Here is an 18,356-nt window from a genome sequence, read left to right as displayed (position 1 = left end):
TCCGACGCGGGTATGCTTGTGGGCTATGCGAACTCGTGAACAGCTCAATGCAGTGATCAAGGCCTATGACGTCCGTGGCGTCGTGGGCGAGGACATCGATGACATCCTCGTGCGTGATACTGGTGCGGCCTTTGCCGCCATTCTCCGCGGGGAAGGGGAGACCACCGTGGCGGTGGGCCACGATATGCGTCCGTCCTCCCCGCAGCTGGCCGCTGCTTTCGCGGAGGGTGCTGCCGCGCAGGGCCTCAATGTCATCCAACTCGGCCTGACGTCGACCGATGAGCTGTACTTTGCTGCCGGCCACCTCAATTGCGCGGGCGCTATGTTCACCGCCTCCCACAACCCAGCTAAGTACAACGGCATCAAGCTGTGCCGCGCGGGTGCTGTTCCGGTGGGCCAGGAGACCGGCCTGGAGCAGATTAAGGACATGCTGATCGACGGCACCCCGGCCTTCGACGGCGAGCCAGGCACCGTGACTGAGCGCGAGGTGCTCGGTGATTATGCCGCCTTCCTGCGCGGCTTGGTGCCGCTGGAGAATTCTCGCCCGCTCGTCGTCGCGGTGGATGCCGCAAACGGCATGGGTGGCCACACTGTCCCAGCGGTCTTTGAGGGGCTGCCTTTCGACGTGCGTGACCTCTATTTTGAGCTGGACGGTACCTTCCCTAACCACGAGGCCAACCCGCTGGATCCGAAGAACCTGGTGGACCTGCAGAAGTTCACCGTTGAGCAGAAGGCGGACATCGGCCTTGCTTTCGACGGTGATGCCGACCGCTGCTTCGTGGTGGATGAGAAGGGCCAGCCGGTGCCGCCTTCTGCCATCTGTGCGCTGGTAGCGGAGCGCTACCTGGACAAGTTCCCCGGCGCCACCGTCATCCATAACCTGATTACGTCCAAGACCGTCCCGGAGCTCATCGCGGAGAAGGGCGGCAAGGCCGTGCGCACCCGCGTGGGCCACTCCTTCATCAAGGCCCAGATGGCCAAGGAAAAGGCGGTCTTTGGTGGCGAGCACTCCGCTCACTACTACTTCCAGGAGTTCTGGAATGCGGACTCCGGCATGCTCGCGGCCATGCACGTATTGGCGGCCCTGGGTGAGCAGGACAAGCCACTGAGCGAACTGATGGCGCAGTACTCACGCTATGAGGCCTCGGGTGAGATTAACTCCACCGTGGAGGATCAGAAGGCTACGACCCAGCGCGTGCTCGATGAGTTGGCGGACAAGATTGAGTCCGTCGACGAGCTCGATGGCGTGACCGTACAGCTGAAGGGCACCGACGCGTGGTTCAACGTCCGCGCCTCCAACACTGAGCCGCTGCTGCGCCTCAACGTTGAGGCCAAGACCGCTGACGAGGTACAGGCCATCGTCGACGAGGTGCTCGCTATCATCCGCGCCTAGCGTGTGAAGGCACGTGCCTTCACACTAATTCCTTGAAGAAAAACTGCCCTATCTGACGATTTTCCCCGCGTTCATTGCGGCGGGAGCGATAACTTCGTCAGATAGGGCAGTTTTAATTTGGGTCGAGCCGGCTTAGTCGCGCGAGTGGTTGACCATCTCTTCCCACTCGACGAACTTCTTGCGCTCGCGGCCCTCGGCCTCACCCAGGGCGCGCTCGGCGGCGTCGAGCTTCTTCCAGCCCTCCCAGGTCAGGTGCTCCAGCCCCTTGGACTCGAAGAGCTCGACGATGTCCTCGTCACGGGAGTGGGAGAGGTTGCCTGCTTCGGCGTCGGCAAGCAGCATGCCGATGGTCTCCGTGGCATCGGACTTGGTGTTGCCGATGAGCCCCACCGGGCCGCGCTTGATCCAGCCGGTGGTGTACAGGCCCGGCACGACCTCACCGTCGAGGTCAACCACGTGGCCGCCGTCGTTGTTGATGACGTTCTTCTGCTCGTTGAAGGGAACACCCTCAATGGCATCGGAGCGGTAGCCCACAGCCAGGTAGACGGCCTGAGCCGGCCACTCGGTGAACTTGCCGGTGCCGGAGACGGAACCATCGCCGTTGAGGGCGGTGCGTTCGGTCTTCACAGCAGTAACCTTGCCGTTTTCGCCGATGAACTCCACCGGCTGCTCGAAGAGGTGGATCTGCAGGGTGTGCGGGGCGTCCTTCGGCTCGCGGATGGCGTAGCCTTCCAGGGTCTGGCACACCAGGTCGCAGGACTTGGCCTCTTCGCGGGCCTTGAGGGAGGCTTCGTCGTAGTCGATATCCTCCGGGTCCACCACCACGTTGATGGTCGGGGAGTGGTCGAGCTCCTTGAGCTCCAGCGGGGTGAACTTGGCCTGAGCCGGGCCGCGGCGGCCGAAGACGCGGACGGTGGTGGCCTGGTTCTTGGCCAGGGACTCGTAGACGTTGTCGGGAATCTCGGTGGATTCCTTGAGTTCATCGCCGGTCTTGGCCAGGATGCGGGCGACGTCGAGGCCGACGTTGCCCACGCCGATTACCGCGACGTCCGTGGCGGAGAGATCCCAGGAGCGCTCGAAGCGTGGGTTGCCGTCGTAGAAGCCGACGAATTCGCCGGCACCATGAATGCCCTCTAGATCGGAGCCCGGGATGTTCATACCCAAGTCGCCGACTGCGCCGGTGGCGAAGACGATGGCGTCGTAGTACTCCTCGAGCTCGGACACGGTGACATCGCGGCCCACGTTGATGTTGGACAGAAGGCGAATCTGCTCGGTGTCGAGCACGCGGTGCAGGGAGTTGATGATTCCCTTAATGCGCGGGTGGTCCGGAGCCACGCCGTAGCGGATGAGCCCGAAGGGGGCGGGCATCTGCTCGATGAGATCGATTTGAACGTTGCCGCCGGTCTTCTTCACCAGGATGTCGGAGGCATAAATGCCGGCTGGGCCGGCGCCGATGACGGCTACTTTCAAGGGCTGCTGAGTCATGATGGCCTTTCGGAATGTTGTAGTAACTAACGAAAGCTTAGGTCTAAACAAGCGTGGGTTTCATTGAACCGGCTTGTCTGCTGGAGGGCAACTGGGCCTAATTACATTCGGAGAACATTGTGGCATAAACCCAGCGTGCTTTGCATATTCGTGAGAAAACAAAAAAGACTGCTTTGTCTACTTTGTCTAGACCGGTAGGTTTTTACTAACCGACGAAAGGCAGCAGATTATGACCACCGCAACGAAGCGACGCCCGCGTGTGAAGAAGCCGGAAGGCCAGTGGAAGATTGACGGCACCGCTCCGCTGAATTCCGACGAGGAGATTAAGCAGGCCGACGATGCCCTGGCCGTGCGCCAGCGCGTTATCGATATCTATTCCAAGCAGGGCTTTTCCTCCATCCCCGCCGAGGATCTTGCCCCGCGCTTTAAATGGTTGGGCTTGTACACCCAGCGCAACCAGAACCTTGGCGGCGAGATGACCTCCAAACTCAGTAACGCCGAGTTGCAGGATGAGTACTTCATGATGCGCGTGCGCTTCGACGGCGGCCGCGCCGATCCCGCCAAGTTGCGTGCCGTAGGAGAGATTTCGCGCGACTATGCGCGCTCCACCGCGGACTTTACGGACCGCCAGAACATCCAGCTGCATTGGATTCAGATTGAAGATGTCCCCGCGATTTGGGAAAAGCTCCGTTCTGTAGGGCTGGATACCCTGTTGGGCTGTGGTGACGTGCCGCGCGTTATCCTCGGCTCGCCGGTAGCGGGAGTGGCCGCCGACGAAATTATCGATGCCACCCCGGCCATTGAGGAGATCAAGAATGATTACCTCTTGCGCGATGAATTCCATAACCTTCCGCGTAAGTTCAAGTCCGCCATCTCCGGCAACGCCCGCCAAGACGTCACCCACGAAATCCAGGACGTTGCTTTCGTGGGCACGAATCACCCTGAGTACGGGCCCGGCTTCGATTGCTTTGTCGGCGGAGGCCTGTCGACCAACCCGATGCTTTCGCAGTCCCTCGGCGCATGGATTCCGCTCGAGCGCGTGCCGGAGGTATGGGCCGGTGTGGCGCGCATCTTCCGCGACTATGGTTTCCGCCGCAACCGCAACCGTGCGCGCCTGAAGTTCCTGGTGGCGCAGTGGGGCATTGAGAAATTCCGAAAGGTACTGGAAGAGGAATACCTCGACGCGCCGCTTCTCGACGGCCTCCCGCTTCCTGTCGCCCCCGGCAACCGCGATCACGTGGGCGTGCACCGACAGCAGGACGGCAAGTTCTACGTAGGTGTTAAACCCACCGTCGGGCATGCCACCGGCGAGCAGCTTATTGCTATCGCAGACGTGGCTGAGAAGTTCGGCATCAGCCGCATCCGTACGACTCCGATGAAGGAGCTTCTCTTCCTCGACGTCGAGGAAGAGGACATCCCCGCCTTGTCCCGCGCCTTGGATGAGACCGGCTTGTACTCAAAACCCTCGGAGTTCCGCCGCGGCGTCATCTCCTGCACCGGGCTGGAGTTTTGTAAGCTCGCGCACGTGACCACCAAGGCCCGCGCCATCGAGCTCGTCGACATCCTGGAAGATACCCTCGGCGATCTCGACGTCCCCCTGTCCGTCGCCCTCAACGGCTGCCCCAACGCCTGCGCACGCTCGCAGGTATCGGATATTGGCCTCAAGGGACAGATCGTGACCGATGCCGATGGCAACCGCGTCGAAGGCTTCCAGGTCCACCTGGGCGGTGCCCTCGGCCTATCCCCGGACTGGGGCCGCAAGCTGCGCGGACACAAGGTGGTGGCCGATGAAGTGCCCGACTACGTCGTCCGCTTGGTCAATAAATATAAGGAGCAGCGCGAAGACGGCGAACAGTTCCGCCACTGGGTCCTGCGCGCGGACGAGGAGGACCTGCAGTGAATTTCCGCCGCCAGCCCAACCCCAACCGCAACCACCCAGCCTTTTGTCCCTACTGTGCCGGAACAAACCTATTTCCCGATGAGGAAGATGATTTTGCCTGGAAGTGCGAAGAATGCCTCCGCATCTTTTCCGTACGCTTCCACGGCCAAGACGATGCCCCCGTAGCGCCCGCGCCGGCGGTCTCCTCCGCGGAGGCGCTGCAGCGCTCTCTCGCTCGCCGCGGCCACTCCACCGCGAAAGCTCACACTTAAGGAAACACACCATGACCGCCCCGACCGCTACCACTGCTTTACTAACCCTGTCACACGGCTCACGCCACCCCGAGGCCGCAGCGAACGTTGTGGCTCTGACCCACGCCGCTGGCGAGCTAGCCGGTGTGCCGGCTACCGCCGCACACTTGGAATTCAATGACCCGCCGCTCGATGAGGCGGCGCGCAGCCTAGCAGCGCAAGGGGTACGCGAGGCGGTCGTTGTGCCTTTGCTCTTTACCGAGGGCTACCACCAGCGCATCGACGTTCCTGCCGCTCTGGCCCAGGCTTCTGCGGCGTCCGGAGTGCGCCTTCATCAAGCCCGTGGCCTCGGTACCGGCGAGGACATGGCGCGGTTGCTGGCTGAGCGCGTTCCCGAGGGGACAGATACCGTTGTGCTCTATTCTGTCGGCTCCTCCGATGAGCGTGCCAACGCCGCCGTCGCTGATTTAGCGCGTCGTGTCGGCGAGCTTGCCGGTTGCACGGCGAAGGTCGCCTATGCCACGCGCGGTGAGCGCGAGCCCGTTGGCTCAGATGGCAATCAGGAGGTCGTCGTGCCACTCTTTGTGAGCCCCGGCCTGCTCTTAGATCGCCTCGACGAGGATACAGGGCACAGGGGCGGGGAGTCCCGGCAGGTTCTCCCTCCGCTGGGTGAGGCACTCGCCGGCATTGTTTCCCACCGTTATGCGGAGGTGGCCCATGCGTAGCCTCATCCTCATCGCGATTGCGGGTGCCGCCGCGCAGCTTGTCGACGGCGGCATCGGCATGGGCTTTGGCGTCACCTCCACGACCATCTTGCTCCTTGCAGGCCTTGGGCCGGCGACGGCCTCCGCCGTGGTGCACGCCTCGGAGCTGGGTACCACCTTGGTCTCCGGAATTAGCCACTGGCGTTTTGGCAACGTGCATTGGCCTACGGTGCTCAAGCTCGGTGTACCGGGAGGCCTGTCGGCCTTCATCGGAGCGACGGTTCTGTCTAACCTTTCTCTCGAGGCTGCCGCGCCCGTAACGTCTGCGATTCTCGTGGTCCTAGGCATCAACCTCGTCTGGCGCTTCTCGCGCCCACGGAGCCGCACACCGAAGGAGACTCGACAGCACTCCACTCCTCTTCTCGCGGGGCTCGGCGTGGTGGGAGGCTTTGTCGATGCTTCGGGCGGCGGTGGCTGGGGCCCGATTTCCACCTCGACGCTCATGGCGGTCGGCCGGGAGCAGCCGCGGCGCATCGTCGGCACGGTCAACACCGCAGAATTCCTCGTTACTTTTGGCGCCACGGCGGGCTTCATCGTTGGCCTCTGGGAGGAGATCGTGGCTAACGCTGCGGCGGTCGTAGCGTTGCTTATCGGCGGGGTGATCACCGCACCGATTGCAGCCTGGCTTATCTCGCGCATCAACCCCACGCTCCTTGGGGGATTCGTGGGCACGGCTATCGTGACGCTGAATATTCCTAGAGCACTAGGGTGGGTGCTGGCGCAACAGCAGATCCTTCTGCTGCAGGTCGCTGCGCTGGTCCTCGGAGTTGCTCTCACGGTCTGGGCGAATCAACGCCGGGCTCGGTCCGCGCAGGGCGAGGAGGGGAATAGAGCTTCGCAGCAGCGCACCGGCAGCCGTGTCGTTGAAACGACGGAGCCGACTGGCCGCGGGGGCGCCCATGCAGGAAGCTCCGCGGATTCGGAGGACGAGCGCGTCGGAGTTGAGTAGAACTCGGCGCTAGAGCCCAGCAACCTCGCCGATGACGATGACCGCCGGGGGAGCCACCGAGTTCTCCTCCATCGTGGCACCCAGCTGTGCGAGCTCGCAGCTGAAGGCCCGCTCGCCATCGAGGGAGCCTTCCTGAATGATGCGCACGGGGGTGTGGGGGGAGAGGGAGGCGTCGATCAGCGCGGCGGCGATGGCAGCTGCGTTCTTGACGCCCATGATGACGGACAAGGTAGCCCCGGAACGTGCCAGTGCTGCCCAATCCACCAAGGACTTGGGGTGGCCTGGCGGCAGGTGCCCGGAGACCACCGTGAAGGCGTGCACCACCCCGCGGTGGGTCACCGGCGTTCCCGCCAGTGCGGGCACCGCGACCGCCGAGGTCACCCCGGGGACGACCTCCACCGGGAGGCCTGCCGCAGTGAGTGCAGTGAGCTCCTCGAAGCCACGCCCGAACACATACGGGTCCCCACCTTTGAGGCGGACCACGCGGCGCCCCTGGTGGGCATTCTCCACGAGGATTTCGTTGATACGCTCCTGGGCCACCTGGGCGCGGTAGGGGATCTTGGAGACGTCGATAAGCTCCTTGGCGTCAATATCGCACAGCTTATCCAGCTGGGCGGTGGGGCCGAGGTGATCGGCCACGATGACCTCGGCTTCCTGCAGCGCCCGCATGCCGCGCACGGTGATGAGATCCCACGCGCCAGGGCCGCCGCCGACAAGGACTACCGGATGAATGCTCATGGAGACTCATCCTAGCTATGCTCGGGCCTATGACTTCCTATGACCCCGAGTCCGTGAGTTTCTTCGACATCGCCCACGAAGGCGCCCAGGCGCGCGTGGTGGCTGCATCCGTGCCGGAGCTGGCCCGGGTACTGGGTGGACTGCGCCCACGCAGCCTCGTCATCCTAGCCGCGGATCAGATTTCGCGCGCCGCCGCGCATGTTGTTGTGGGCCTAGCCGAGCCCGCTGAGGTTCCCATCGTGGTGAGCGAATCGTTGCCGCGCTTTACCGGTGCCCTCGACGTCGTGGTGGTGGCGGGAGATAGCCCATGGGCGGAGCGCGCGCTGCATACCGCTGCGCGCCGGGGTGCGACGACCGTCCTCCTCAACGAGATCGAGGACGCCCCCGAGGACACCATCGTCATCGACACCCTTCCCACGACCGAAGGGGTCTCCCCGGTGCGCGCCATCGCGGCATTACATGCAGTGCACGCGGTGCTCAGTGAAGATCCGGTACTCGTCTCCCGCCGGCTGGAGGATGTCGCCGATGCCGTGGACCGCGAGCTGGAAGCGCTGTCCCCGCAGCGCGATTCCATGACGAATCCTGGCCGCGCTCTGCGTGAGTTCGTGGACGGCGGCCGGGTCATCCACAGCAGCGGGCCCGATCCCTATGCGCTGTCAGAAGAGCGCACGCGCGTACACCTCGGCGCGCTTGTTGCCCGCATGGCCGGCGCGTTGTGGGCGGCCCACGGTCTGGGTGGGACCGTTGTTGATGCGGAAGGCTTAGGGCCAATCTTGCAGACCGCTCCGACGGATATCTTTTATGACCCGTTTGAATCGGAAGACCCTTTGGTACCCTTGAGAGTTGTTTTATGGGGACAGGAAGAGGCGAACCTTCCCCATTCTTTCGCAGCGGCGAGCGCCGACACCTCCTGTGGGGAATTGGCCCGCGCGCTGCAGCTGATTACGCGCAGTTATGCCGCGACCGCCTACGACGTGAAATAGAAACAGAGGAAGTCAATGAAGTTGCTCACCAGCGCTGCCCGCAACTACTCGTGGGGTTCGCGCACGCTGATTCCGACGCTACTCGGCGAGCCGGAAGCTACTAGCCCGGTGGCTGAGCTGTGGTTCGGCGCGCACCCGGCTGATCCCTCGACGGTGGATGGCGAGAAGCTGGATGAGATCATCGCCGCGGATCCACAAGGACAACTGGGGAAGCGGGTAGCGGATACATACGGCGCCAGCCTGCCCTTCCTGTTGAAGATCCTGGCGGCGGCCGAGCCGCTGTCGTTGCAGGCGCACCCGTCCAAGCAACAGGCCGAGGAAGGCTTTGCTCGCGAGAACGCGGAGGGCATCGAACTCACAGCGGCCAATCGCAACTACAAGGATGACAACCACAAGCCGGAGCTCATCGTGGCACTCACAGAGTTTTACGCCATGGCGGGCTTCCGCCCCCTCTCGCAGACCCGCAGCCTCTTCGCGGCTTTGGACTGCGAAGAGCTCGCGCACTACGAGGGCATGCTCGATCCGGACCCCGCTGCCGAAGGCGACAGCCTCCGCGCGCTGTTTACCACGTGGATCACTATCCCCAGCGCTAAGCGCAAGGAGCTTATCAGCGCGGTGGTAGCCGCGGGTGAGCACCTGCGCGAAAGCCAAGCTGGTGAACCGTGGATGTCTACCGTGATGGGGACCGTATCGAAGATCAACGAGCAATACCCGGGGGACATCGGCGTGCTGGGCGCGCTGCTGCTGAACCACATCGTCCTGCAGCCGGGTGAGGCGATCTACCTCGACGCCGGACAGCTGCATGCCTATGTGTCTGGTCTGGGCGTGGAGATCATGGCCAACTCCGATAACGTGCTGCGCGGCGGCCTGACCCCGAAGTTCGTTGACGTTCCTGAGCTGGTCAAGGTCCTGACGTACCAGGCGGCGGAGGATCCGCGAGTGGAGCAAATAGCGCACGCAGACGCAGCTGGAAAGGAAGCAACGGGCAGTATTACGGGGGCCACGGCGTGGGCCTACCCGGTGCCGATTGAGGAATTCTTGCTGGACCGCGTGGAGCTTTCCGCTGCGGACTCCGCCGAGGTAGACAGCGACGGCCCGATGATCCTGCTGTGCACCGCTGGCGCGGCCACGGTGAGCAACGACGAGGGGGAGAGCGTGGACTTCAGCGCTGGCCACGCGGCATGGATTCCAGCCAGCGACCCAGCCGCCACGATCCGTGCCGCGGAGACCGAAGGCGCGGAGGTATTTGTCGCTCGCGTCTAGAGCTTAAAGGTGCACCTTTTAAGGTGCACCGCTTCTAGAATGCAACGCTTTAAGGATGCACCGCTGCTGGATCGGCGGCGGGTTCCATGGGGTTCTCGCCCGGCTTAACGGCGGTGGGGGTTTCTGCGGACGGTTCCTCCGCGGCGGGGAGGTCATCCGTTGGGGCTGCCGGGGTGGGGGCCTCATTGGTTCGGTGCGCCTCGGATTCACGCGCCAGCGACTCTAGCGCCTCGTTGCCGTGCTGAGCAGACTCGTCCCACTGCTTTTGCTCGGCTTCGGTCGGCTCACGGTGTTCCGTAACGGAGTCAGGCTCGGCCTCAGGCTTCGGGGCTTCTTGGGCGAGCCCGGCCGGCTGCGGTATGAAGGAATCAGAAGCCTTAGGGGAGTTCTCGCCCTGCGGGGATATAGGGGCCTCGGTGGGTTGCTGCTCGGTCAACTGGGGGTTGTGCTCGCGTTCCCCGCGGGATTCCTGTGGGGCCGAATCCTGCGGTGCGGCAGTCTGCGGCTCCAGGGTGGCCGGCGGTGGCGTTGGCTCGGTGTGCTGCGGGGTAGAGCCAGGTGCCACGGATTCGGAGGCCGTGGACGGGTCAGTCGAGGGAGCCGTCGCTGGGGTGGTAGCAACCGGTGCCGGCGGGTTCTGCGGGTTCTGTGCGTTCTGTGTCGCCTGCGGTTGCTGGTTCTGCAGCGAGGAGACGTTATCCGGGCGGTAGACGGCCGTGGGGCCAGCGGGCTCCGTGTTGTTGACAACGGCGTTCGGCGCTAAGTACGGATCCTCTGCCGGCGCAGCAACCGGCGTGTGCGAGTCCTTCGACTGGGTGGTCGTCGGAGAAGCCGTGGTGGTGTAGGAGTGCGTCGCTGATGAGGACGTGGTGGCTGTGCTGGACACCGCGGTGGCGGCCGAGGGCTTAGCCACGACGGATTCGGGTGCGCTCATGCGCCACACCGCGACGCCCACGGCGACGGCACACAGGAGGCCGGCCGCCACGAAGGCGAGGATGCGGCGTGGACTGCTCGTCATGCGGGGCGCTCTCCTAACTGCACAAAGGTCACAAGTCGGTAACAACGATAGCACGAATATAGGGATAGTAAATGGCCTGGGCAATAACCCCTGTTCATACCTCTTTCCACAATGCAGGCAGGTCGGTATTACAGGGAACTGTGGCGCAGCTGTAATAAAACGGGCTCATTGGCCGAAGCCTTGCATAAGGGCGCCTAAAGAATGGTAGAAATTGGATTAGATAGCGGCTGGCGGTGGGCGCGCCCCACGACGCCACACTGACCCACCGTGGACACAAGAAAATAGACCCCAACATAAACCCCCTGTTCGCGTAAAAGATGAAGGAGAAACAATGAGCTCATGGGATGAGGACATCTTCGCCGACGAAGTCAACGTCGACTTCTTGGATGAACTGGCAGACCTTGAGGACGAAGAGATCGTTGCCGCGGTCGATGATGCCTGCGCCCTGGCGGTCTCCGGTGAGGATCAGACCGAGGACGAGCAACGCAACGCGCTGGCGGCGGCCACGATTGCCGCGATTTGGGCGGGCGCCCCATTCAGCGCCGGGGAGGTGGTTGAGGACTACCCATTCATTCGTGATCTGGCCGGTTCCGGAAGCGAGAACCTCAACGAGCACGCCCTCGAGCTGCTCGAAGGCGTCGAGGAGGACTACGACCTCGAGCCCTTCATCGAGGCGCTTTCCTAGTACGCCAGCATGCTGATCAGTATTGAAGGAATCGATGGTGCGGGAAAGAACACCATCACCCAGCGTCTGCGGGAAGAGCTCGACTGCGAGGTCTCGGTCTTAAGCTTCCCGCGCTACGAAGACTCCGTGCACGCGCAGCTCGCGCAGGAAGCGCTCTATGGGCGCATGGGAGATCTCACCGATTCGGCCTACGGGATGGCCACCCTCTTCGCCCTGGATCGGTGGGGCGCCAAGGAACAGCTGCTCGCCGCCACCGAATCCGCAGACTCCTTGCTCATCCTGGATCGCTACGTGGCGTCGAACGCGGCCTACTCCGCCGCAAGGGTGGGCGGGGAGCTCATCGTTGACTGGGTCTACGAGCTCGAATTCGAGCGTTTTGGCCTTCCCGTTCCGCAGTTGCAGATCTTCTTGGACACTGACGTCGAAGTCGCCGGCCAGCGCGCCGTAGCCCGGGCGGCGGAGGATGAGGGGCGCCATCGCGATCGCTATGAGCGGGATGCGGGGCTGCAGGCCCGCACGGCCGCTGCTTACCGTCGTCTAGCGCAGCAGCAGTGGGCTGGGCAGTGGATCGCCACCGCGGATGCCGATATGATTATCCAAGCTGTCAAGGAGCTTGTAGGAGAACAATAACGTGGCACCGAAAATCTTGGTCGTGGATGATGACCCGGCAATCGCCGAAATGCTCACCATCGTGCTCGAGGCAGAGGGGCTGGAACCTATTGCCGTCAACGATGGTAACGAGGCCATCCCGGCCTTCCGCGAGCACGACCCAGATCTGATCCTGTTGGATCTCATGCTTCCGGGCATGAACGGCGTCGATATTTGCCGTGCCATCCGCACCGAGTCTTCTGTGCCCATCGTCATGCTCACCGCGAAGACGGACACCGTTGATGTGGTCCTCGGCCTCGAATCGGGGGCGGATGACTACATCACCAAGCCCTTCAAGCCCAAGGAACTCATCGCTCGCATCCGTGCGCGCCTGCGCCGGATCGACGGGGGCTCGGGAGAGATCATCGAGGTAGGGGACCTGCTGATCGACGTTCCCGAGCACACCGTCACCCGCAAGGGCGGCGAGGAAATTTCGTTGACCCCGCTGGAGTTCGACCTCCTTTTGGAAATGGCCCGCAAGCCCGGGCAGGTCCATACCCGCGAGGCGTTGCTCGAATCCGTTTGGGGTTACCGCCATGCCTCGGATACTCGCCTCGTCAACGTGCACGTTCAGCGCTTGCGCGCCAAGATTGAGCACGATCCGGAGGATCCACACATCGTCCTTACCGTGCGCGGTGTGGGGTACAAGACTGGAAAATCCGCCGAGTAAAGGACTGCCGCTATTTTTGGTTGGTTAGCGCGAGCCCGGGATGGCATCGTCGAGCGCTGGCGTACGTCACTGCAGACACGCGTGCTGGGCATGATGCTGGTGGCCTCCACGGTGGTCATGATCATTCTGGCCTACGCCCTGGTGTCGGTGCTCACGCAGCAGCTGGTGAGCCAGAAAGAGGACACCGCGCTGCAAGAGCTCGACCGCGCCCGCGTAGCCGTGGAGCAACAGATTGATGCGACAGGAACGGCTAACTCAACGCAGGTGCGTATCAACTCCGCACGCGCCGCACTGGGGCAGATGTCGGCACAGCAACCTGATGCCCAGGCCGTGTACGAGCCGGTCATCCTTGTGGAGAACTCCGACGGCACAGCCACCACCTCACCGGAGGGTTACCGCATCCCCGATGGCATGCGGGAGCTCGTCGGTCAGGGCCAAGTCGTGCAGCAGTACGCCACGGTGGACCAGCAATCGGGGGCTACCTACAACGCACTGATGGTGGGCACCCCCATTGAAAGTGATATCCCGAATACCCAGGTCTACCTCGTGCTCTCCATGGAGTCTGAGGAATCGACGATGGCGCTCATGCGCGGATTGCTCTCCGCTGCTGGAGTGGTCGTCGTGGTTCTCCTCGTGGGCATCGCGTGGCTGGCTACCCAGCAGGTGATCGTGCCGATTCGCTCTGCCTCGCGTATCGCGCAGCGCTTTGCCGCTGGTCACCTGCGTGAGCGCATGGTAGTCAACTCGGATGATGAGATGGGCCGCCTTGCCTCCTCCTTCAACGACATGGCGGATAAGCTCTCCAAGCAAATCGCCCAGCTGGAGGAGTATGGCGATCTCCAGCGGCAGTTCACCTCCGACGTGTCCCACGAGTTGCGCACGCCACTGACCACGGTGCGCATGGCGGCGGATGTCATTGCGGCGGACGCGGATGAGTTCAACCCTTATACCAAGCGCTCGGCGGAGCTGCTTATTAAGGAGCTGGATCGCTTCGAGGACTTGCTCGCGGATCTGCTGGAGATCTCTCGCCACGATGCGGGCGTGGCGGATCTGTCCACGGCCTCCATCGATATTCGTTCCTGCGTAGACTCCGCACTGAGCCAGGTTGAACACCTCGCCGCCGAGCTCGATGTGGAGGTCATCGTCCATGTTCCGGAGGAACCCGTGGCCGTCGAATGCGATTCACGGCGTGTCGAGCGCATCCTGCGCAACCTGCTCGCGAACGCCATTGATCACTCTGAAGGCAAACCCGTCACCGTGGATATCGGGGCGACGGAGGACGCCGTCGGCATCGCTGTCACCGACTCCGGTGTCGGCCTCAAGGAGGGCCAGGAGGAGTTGGTGTTCAACCGCTTCTGGCGCGCGGATTCTTCCCGTAAACGCCATTCTGGCGGAACCGGTCTGGGCCTTGCCATCGCCCGCGAGGATGCGGTGCTGCACGGCGGTACGTTGGACGCTATTGGCTACTTCGGCGTGGGCTCGCGCTTCCGGCTGATCCTGCCGCGCACACCAGGCCAGACGGTTGAGTCTGAGCCCATCGCTCTGGAGGTGCCGGGCGCCCCGGAGCAGGTCGAGGCAGAAGAACAATCCGCGCTCGAGGTGACCTCGGAGCCGGGCATGCCTGTGTTTAAAGGTGAGTCGGACACAGGAATCGTGTGGCCTTCAGAGCGCGAATCCCGTGGCGTGGACACGCCTTTCAATCACAACACCGTTCCTGATTTCGAGGAGGAGGCCCAGCGATGATGCCGGCCCGCCGCCCACTCGCAGTGTTCAGCTGCGTTGCGCTCATAGCCCTCGTCGGGTGCTCGACCTTGCCGAACAACACGGATCCGCAAGTGATCGGGACTTTCGAACCGCATGACCGGGCAGACGATGCTGTCGTCGAACCGCGTACAGATAGCGAGCCTGATCTCCTCGTGCGTGACTTCTATTCGGCGGTGGCGATTCCCACCGGTAACTACGCCGCCGCCCGCACCTTCCTTTCGACGAATATAGCTAATTCCTGGGACCCCACGGATACCGTTCTGGTGGTGGATTCCATCGATCTCGTGACGTCCAATATGGAAGACGGCGACCTGGAATACTCGGTCCGCGGCAATATTATTGGCCGTTTGGCCAATGGCGGGGCTTATGTCCCCGATAATTCGCGCATCGAAGCAACCGTCCGACTGCGCCAGTTCAATGGGCAATGGCGCATCACGGATTTGCCCACTGGTGCTGTGATTGAGCGCACCGAACTGCGCAACCGCTACCGGCCGCAGTCGCTGTACTTTTTCGATACAACCCAACGCCTGCTGGTGGCGGACCGTCGTTGGCTCTATTCGGGGAAGGAGTCAATCGCCTCGGAGCTAGTGACCCTGCTGCTGCAGGGGCCGTCCTCCGATATCGCGCCGGCGACGTCCACCTTAAGCCCCAAGGACGCTACCTTCTTGGGAATCAACGATGGCGTCTACGAGTTCAGCGGGATGGCAGGAATGACCCAGGAGGAGCGCCTCAAGTTCGCCGCCCAGTTGGTCTGGACCCTCAACAACGCAGAGATCACGAATTCAGTGCGCGCCACCATCGATGGCAGCCCGCTTGTCGACGGCATGGAGGAAATGACCATCGATGACTTTGCTGAGTTCAACCCAGAGGTGGCTGCCCAGTCCGTGCCTAAGCTCTACGCGGTCAATGACGGCTCACTCCTCGAGGTTAAAGGTGAAGGCAGCACCGAGGTGCAGGGAATGGCCGGGCAGATTCACGATATCCAGTCCGCGGACGTCTCCGATGAGGGCATGGTCGCCGCGGTACGCAAGCGCTCTGAGAAGGAGTCACAGCTGGCGATGGGCGAGCTCGGCCACGAGCTCAAGGATTCGGTCAAGGGTGAAACTTTAGCCCGCCCCACCTTCGAGGTGGGAGGACAGGTGGCGTGGACCGTCGTCGACGGCAAGCACGTGGTCCGCGTGACACGCTCGCCGGCCACCGGCGAGCTGAGCACCGCGGAGGTGGACACCTCCGCATTAGAGAACGTGGAAGGCGAAATCTCCGTCATCCGGCTGTCCCTGACGGGAGCGCGTATCGCCATGATTATCGATGGCAGCATTTATACCGGTGTGGTTGCCCGCGCGACGTCGGGTGAGCGGCGCATCGTCAACGTTCACCAGGTGGGCCCAGAGCTGGCCGGCTCTGCTTTGTCGGTGGAGTGGCAGACAGACGGCTCCCTGCTCGTGGGTACCTCGGCGTCGAGCTCTCCGGTGTGGCGCATCGAGCAAGACGGATCTTCGGCCACCACACTGCCCACCGGAAATATCACCGCACCCGTGGTCGCGGTGGCCTCTTCGCCGTCGACGCTTTATGTCACCGATGCGCATGCGCTGCTGCAGCTTCCCGCGGGTGGATCCGAGCGTTCTTATTGGCGTGAGGTCGAAGGCCTGCAGGGAGTGCGTTCCTCTCCGATCATCGCGCGCTAGAGGACAGCTCAGGAGTCAGGCTAGAGTAGGGCGCATGCCGAAACATCGGGGGATAGGGGAGGCCACCGCCGCGCTCGTGGAGCTGTTCCTACCGCGCCCGTGCGCCGGGTGCGGGGGCGAGACCTCTGTGGGTGGGGTGCTGTGCGCAGCCTGCCAGCACCACCTGCGGCAGATACCGCGCCGCGTGGAACGTCCCCAGCCATTAGGTTTTCCGGCGTGGGCGCTCGGACCGTATTCCGATACCCGCCGCGGGGTCATCATCGCGATGAAGGAACGCGGACACCAGGCGGTGCGCGCGCATTTGGGCGCGGTGCTTGCCGCTGGCATCGACTACCTGCGTGCTCGCGGCGACATTCCGGAGACCGCGCTGTTGGTTCCCGCCCCGACACGAGCGTCGTCGGCCCGCAAGCGTGGTGGTGATCCGGTGGCCGCGCTGTGCCGGGCGGCGTCTGCTCGGCTTCCTGGTTGGGACGTGGTTAATGCCTTGATGACGGCCGAAGGCAGTGCGGATCAGTCGCAGCTCAACGCCACGGAGCGCACAGACAATATGCGCAGTGCCGTGCGGTTGCTGCCGTCCGCCCGGATGCTGGCGGGGCGCAGCGTGCTGCTTGTCGACGACGTCATCACGACCGGCGCGACACTCCGCGCCAGCGCTGCTCGCGTGTGGGCCGTCGGGGGTGACGTGGCGGGAGCGATTGCCCTGGCAGACGCGTAGGGTGGAGCGACATCAAGCCTCTGTAGAGGGGCCAGTGAACCCGTTGGTTATGACCAGTGGTAGCATGAGGGGTGTCACAGGGAAGCGGACACTAAGCCCCGAATCACAGGCTTGAATAAGGTCCGCAGAATGTGCAGTCATTCAGTCCCCACGAGTAAAGGGAGGCATTACATGTCCCAGCAGACCAACGCTCAGGTCACCATCACCGGTCGTAACGTGGAGGTTCCGGAGCACTTCCAGGAACGTGTCACTGAAAAGCTAGCCAAGATCGAGCGCCTTGATCCGACCCTGACCTTCTTCCACGTGGAGCTGCAGCACGAGCCGAACCCGCGCCGCGAGTCTGAGGCAGAGCGTCTGCAGATTACCGCTACCGGTAAGGGGCACATCGCCCGCGCTGAGGCTAAGGAAGATTCGTTCTACGCCGCACTCGAGACGGCTCTGGGCAAGATGGAGCGCTCCCTGCGCAAGGTAAAGGTGCGCCGCGAGAACGTGAAGTCCGGCCACCGCGCTCAGAAGGGTACCGGTCAGATTGCTGCCGAGCTGGTCGCCGAGGCTGAAGCGGCTAAGCCCGGTAAGGAAGAACGCTACATCGACCCGTACGCAGAGACGGTCGAGGACGTTCGCCCGGGCCAGGTTGTGCGCTTCAAGGAGCACCCGGCCACCCCGATGTCCGTGGATGATGCACTCAGCGAGATGGAGCTGGTCGGCCACGACTTCTACCTCTTCATCAACGAAGAGAACAACAAGCCGTCTGTGGTTTACCGCCGCCACGCCTTTGACTACGGCCTTATCTCCCTGACGGACGCTTAAGGGCTAAGCGTCCTAAGGACTAAGTATTAAGCCCTTCGGGAAAATTATCCCGGCTACAACACGTTTCCCCGCGCTGAACATGCAGCGCGGGGAAACGTGTTTTCCGTTTATCGCGACGGATCTATACCCCGAATTGGCTGGACAGGTGTACTTCGGCCTCAGCTAGCTTTTGCAGTGGCAGCATGAGCAAGGCCACCGGGGTGACCAGAATCAGATCCAGTCCGAAGTTTTCGGTGGGATGCGACCCCGGGCGGTGGGAAGTGGCGACGGCATCCATGGTTCCGGTCATGATCGCGTTATAGGTCCACATGGCGCTACCACCGCGCGGCGCTTCGGAATCATCAGCCACGGCGGCGGGGGCGGTTATGGTGCTCAAAGCTAGGGCTGCGGAGGTAGCGGTAGCTACGGCAATCTTGGAGAACTGCATAGTCATTCCTTTTCTGTCTCGCTCTGCGTCCGGGTGAGTTAGGGAACTTCGGGTTGGGGAAGTGGGCGCCCTTGTCGCGCCCTTACATAAACCTTCGTTGTGAGGCGCGCAACTGTTAGCAGTTGGTTGTTAGCGGTTGGGTGTTGGTGGTTCGTTGCGGTGCCTCGCTCTGTGGTTCTGAGAAAACACAGGATGGGCGCACGAGTGGGCGCGGGCTAAGTATCGGATT

Annotated in this window: 18 protein-coding genes; 14 read left to right on the top strand and 4 right to left on the bottom strand. The window is 62.9% G+C overall.

Annotated elements, in window-relative coordinates; translation table 11 throughout:
* The first annotated feature begins 25 nt into the window (after positions 1–25).
* Positions 26–1,393: a phosphomannomutase/phosphoglucomutase gene (locus HMPREF3009_RS06080; protein ID WP_070680713.1), complete on the top strand. Its 1,368-nt coding sequence runs from the start codon at positions 26–28 to the stop codon at positions 1,391–1,393.
* A gap of 132 nt (positions 1,394–1,525) precedes the next feature.
* Here the strand turns inward: HMPREF3009_RS06080 and HMPREF3009_RS06075 are convergent, their stop codons facing one another.
* Positions 1,526–2,878, bottom strand: coding sequence for an FAD-dependent oxidoreductase (locus HMPREF3009_RS06075; RefSeq protein WP_070545217.1), 1,353 nt, complete (start codon positions 2,876–2,878; stop codon positions 1,526–1,528).
* 229 nt (positions 2,879–3,107) lie between these two features.
* Here HMPREF3009_RS06075 and HMPREF3009_RS06070 point away from each other — a divergent pair, with 229 nt between their 5' ends.
* From HMPREF3009_RS06070 to HMPREF3009_RS06055, 4 genes are read left to right on the top strand one after another with little or no spacing between them, the layout of a single operon-like run.
* Positions 3,108–4,778, top strand: coding sequence for a nitrite/sulfite reductase (locus HMPREF3009_RS06070; RefSeq protein WP_070680710.1), 1,671 nt, complete (start codon positions 3,108–3,110; stop codon positions 4,776–4,778).
* On the top strand, positions 4,775–5,029 hold the full coding sequence (locus HMPREF3009_RS06065) for a hypothetical protein (RefSeq protein WP_049156060.1): 255 nt from the start codon (positions 4,775–4,777) through the stop codon (positions 5,027–5,029). The genes HMPREF3009_RS06070 and HMPREF3009_RS06065 overlap by 4 nt, the downstream gene beginning before the upstream one ends.
* Positions 5,030–5,040: 11 nt before the next feature.
* A complete protein-coding gene (locus HMPREF3009_RS06060; protein ID WP_070680707.1) occupies positions 5,041–5,733 on the top strand; it encodes a sirohydrochlorin chelatase in 693 nt (230 codons plus the stop codon).
* Positions 5,726–6,721: a sulfite exporter TauE/SafE family protein gene (locus tag HMPREF3009_RS06055; RefSeq protein WP_070680704.1), complete on the top strand. Its 996-nt coding sequence runs from the start codon at positions 5,726–5,728 to the stop codon at positions 6,719–6,721. The genes HMPREF3009_RS06060 and HMPREF3009_RS06055 overlap by 8 nt, the downstream gene beginning before the upstream one ends.
* A gap of 9 nt (positions 6,722–6,730) precedes the next feature.
* On the opposite strand, the gene cobA is transcribed toward HMPREF3009_RS06055, so the two are convergent.
* Entirely contained in the window at positions 6,731–7,459 is a 729-nt protein-coding gene (gene cobA, locus HMPREF3009_RS06050; RefSeq protein ID WP_070680702.1) for a uroporphyrinogen-III C-methyltransferase, read from the bottom strand.
* A gap of 29 nt (positions 7,460–7,488) precedes the next feature.
* Between cobA and HMPREF3009_RS06045 the strand changes: the two genes are divergently transcribed.
* Both HMPREF3009_RS06045 and manA read left to right on the top strand, forming a co-directional pair.
* Positions 7,489–8,442 carry an exopolyphosphatase gene (locus HMPREF3009_RS06045; RefSeq protein WP_232760997.1) on the top strand — a complete coding sequence of 318 codons (954 nt, stop codon included), beginning with the start codon at positions 7,489–7,491 and terminating at the stop codon, positions 8,440–8,442.
* 15 nt (positions 8,443–8,457) lie between these two features.
* On the top strand, positions 8,458–9,705 hold the full coding sequence (manA, locus tag HMPREF3009_RS06040) for a mannose-6-phosphate isomerase, class I (protein WP_070680696.1): 1,248 nt from the start codon (positions 8,458–8,460) through the stop codon (positions 9,703–9,705).
* Positions 9,706–9,754: 49 nt separating this feature from the next.
* Here the strand turns inward: manA and HMPREF3009_RS06035 are convergent, their stop codons facing one another.
* Positions 9,755–10,723 (bottom strand): DNA-directed RNA polymerase II, encoded by a 969-nt coding sequence (locus HMPREF3009_RS06035; RefSeq protein ID WP_070680693.1) that lies wholly within the window; start codon positions 10,721–10,723, stop codon positions 9,755–9,757.
* 331 nt (positions 10,724–11,054) lie between these two features.
* Between HMPREF3009_RS06035 and HMPREF3009_RS06030 the strand changes: the two genes are divergently transcribed.
* From HMPREF3009_RS06030 to hpf, 7 genes are all read left to right on the top strand, one after another.
* Positions 11,055–11,408, top strand: a complete 354-nt coding sequence (locus tag HMPREF3009_RS06030; RefSeq protein ID WP_046647442.1) for a DUF4259 domain-containing protein — start codon at positions 11,055–11,057, stop codon at positions 11,406–11,408.
* Between the two features lie 9 nt (positions 11,409–11,417).
* Positions 11,418–12,038 (top strand): dTMP kinase, encoded by a 621-nt coding sequence (locus HMPREF3009_RS06025; RefSeq protein ID WP_070680690.1) that lies wholly within the window; start codon positions 11,418–11,420, stop codon positions 12,036–12,038.
* Position 12,039: 1 nt separating this feature from the next.
* Positions 12,040–12,726: an MtrAB system response regulator MtrA gene (mtrA, locus tag HMPREF3009_RS06020; RefSeq protein WP_070680687.1), complete on the top strand. Its 687-nt coding sequence runs from the start codon at positions 12,040–12,042 to the stop codon at positions 12,724–12,726.
* Positions 12,727–12,795: 69 nt separating this feature from the next.
* Entirely contained in the window at positions 12,796–14,469 is a 1,674-nt protein-coding gene (mtrB, locus tag HMPREF3009_RS06015) for an MtrAB system histidine kinase MtrB (protein WP_304441145.1), read from the top strand.
* A complete protein-coding gene (gene lpqB / locus HMPREF3009_RS06010) occupies positions 14,466–16,175 on the top strand; it encodes an MtrAB system accessory lipoprotein LpqB (protein WP_046647445.1) in 1,710 nt (569 codons plus the stop codon). Before mtrB ends, lpqB begins: the two co-directional genes overlap by 4 nt.
* Before the next feature lie 34 nt (positions 16,176–16,209).
* Positions 16,210–16,890 carry a ComF family protein gene (locus tag HMPREF3009_RS13725; protein WP_070680686.1) on the top strand — a complete coding sequence of 227 codons (681 nt, stop codon included), beginning with the start codon at positions 16,210–16,212 and terminating at the stop codon, positions 16,888–16,890.
* A gap of 171 nt (positions 16,891–17,061) precedes the next feature.
* The gene (gene hpf, locus HMPREF3009_RS06000) at positions 17,062–17,700 is read left to right on the top strand and encodes a ribosome hibernation-promoting factor, HPF/YfiA family (protein ID WP_046647448.1); all 639 of its coding nucleotides are present in this window, start codon (positions 17,062–17,064) and stop codon (positions 17,698–17,700) included.
* Positions 17,701–17,821: 121 nt separating this feature from the next.
* Here the strand turns inward: hpf and HMPREF3009_RS05995 are convergent, their stop codons facing one another.
* Positions 17,822–18,127 (bottom strand): hypothetical protein, encoded by a 306-nt coding sequence (locus HMPREF3009_RS05995; RefSeq protein WP_070517841.1) that lies wholly within the window; start codon positions 18,125–18,127, stop codon positions 17,822–17,824.
* Positions 18,128–18,356: the final 229 nt, after the last annotated feature.

Source organism: Corynebacterium sp. HMSC034H07, assembly GCF_001815175.1.
GTDB lineage: Bacteria > Actinomycetota > Actinomycetes > Mycobacteriales > Mycobacteriaceae > Corynebacterium > Corynebacterium hiratae.
The sequence above is the reverse complement of the archived record's forward strand: the minus strand, read 5'-3'. Positions and strand labels throughout refer to the sequence as shown.

What these genes read in the sequence shown, in the direction of transcription:
- HMPREF3009_RS06075 (WP_070545217.1), bottom strand. Translation starts at nt 2,878, where the DNA reads ATGACTCAGCAGCCCTTGAAAGTAGCCGTCATCGGCGCCGGCCCAGCC.
- HMPREF3009_RS06070 (WP_070680710.1), top strand. Translation starts at nt 3,108, where the DNA reads ATGACCACCGCAACGAAGCGACGCCCGCGTGTGAAGAAGCCGGAAGGC.
- HMPREF3009_RS06035 (WP_070680693.1), bottom strand. Translation starts at nt 10,723, where the DNA reads ATGACGAGCAGTCCACGCCGCATCCTCGCCTTCGTGGCGGCCGGCCTC.
- HMPREF3009_RS13725 (WP_070680686.1), top strand. Translation starts at nt 16,210, where the DNA reads ATGCCGAAACATCGGGGGATAGGGGAGGCCACCGCCGCGCTCGTGGAG.
- HMPREF3009_RS06060 (WP_070680707.1), top strand. Translation starts at nt 5,041, where the DNA reads ATGACCGCCCCGACCGCTACCACTGCTTTACTAACCCTGTCACACGGC.
- cobA (WP_070680702.1), bottom strand. Translation starts at nt 7,459, where the DNA reads ATGAGCATTCATCCGGTAGTCCTTGTCGGCGGCGGCCCTGGCGCGTGG.
- manA (WP_070680696.1), top strand. Translation starts at nt 8,458, where the DNA reads ATGAAGTTGCTCACCAGCGCTGCCCGCAACTACTCGTGGGGTTCGCGC.
- HMPREF3009_RS05995 (WP_070517841.1), bottom strand. Translation starts at nt 18,127, where the DNA reads ATGCAGTTCTCCAAGATTGCCGTAGCTACCGCTACCTCCGCAGCCCTA.
- HMPREF3009_RS06030 (WP_046647442.1), top strand. Translation starts at nt 11,055, where the DNA reads ATGAGCTCATGGGATGAGGACATCTTCGCCGACGAAGTCAACGTCGAC.
- lpqB (WP_046647445.1), top strand. Translation starts at nt 14,466, where the DNA reads ATGATGCCGGCCCGCCGCCCACTCGCAGTGTTCAGCTGCGTTGCGCTC.
- HMPREF3009_RS06080 (WP_070680713.1), top strand. Translation starts at nt 26, where the DNA reads ATGCGAACTCGTGAACAGCTCAATGCAGTGATCAAGGCCTATGACGTC.
- HMPREF3009_RS06025 (WP_070680690.1), top strand. Translation starts at nt 11,418, where the DNA reads ATGCTGATCAGTATTGAAGGAATCGATGGTGCGGGAAAGAACACCATC.
- hpf (WP_046647448.1), top strand. Translation starts at nt 17,062, where the DNA reads ATGTCCCAGCAGACCAACGCTCAGGTCACCATCACCGGTCGTAACGTG.
- HMPREF3009_RS06045 (WP_232760997.1), top strand. Translation starts at nt 7,489, where the DNA reads ATGACTTCCTATGACCCCGAGTCCGTGAGTTTCTTCGACATCGCCCAC.
- HMPREF3009_RS06055 (WP_070680704.1), top strand. Translation starts at nt 5,726, where the DNA reads ATGCGTAGCCTCATCCTCATCGCGATTGCGGGTGCCGCCGCGCAGCTT.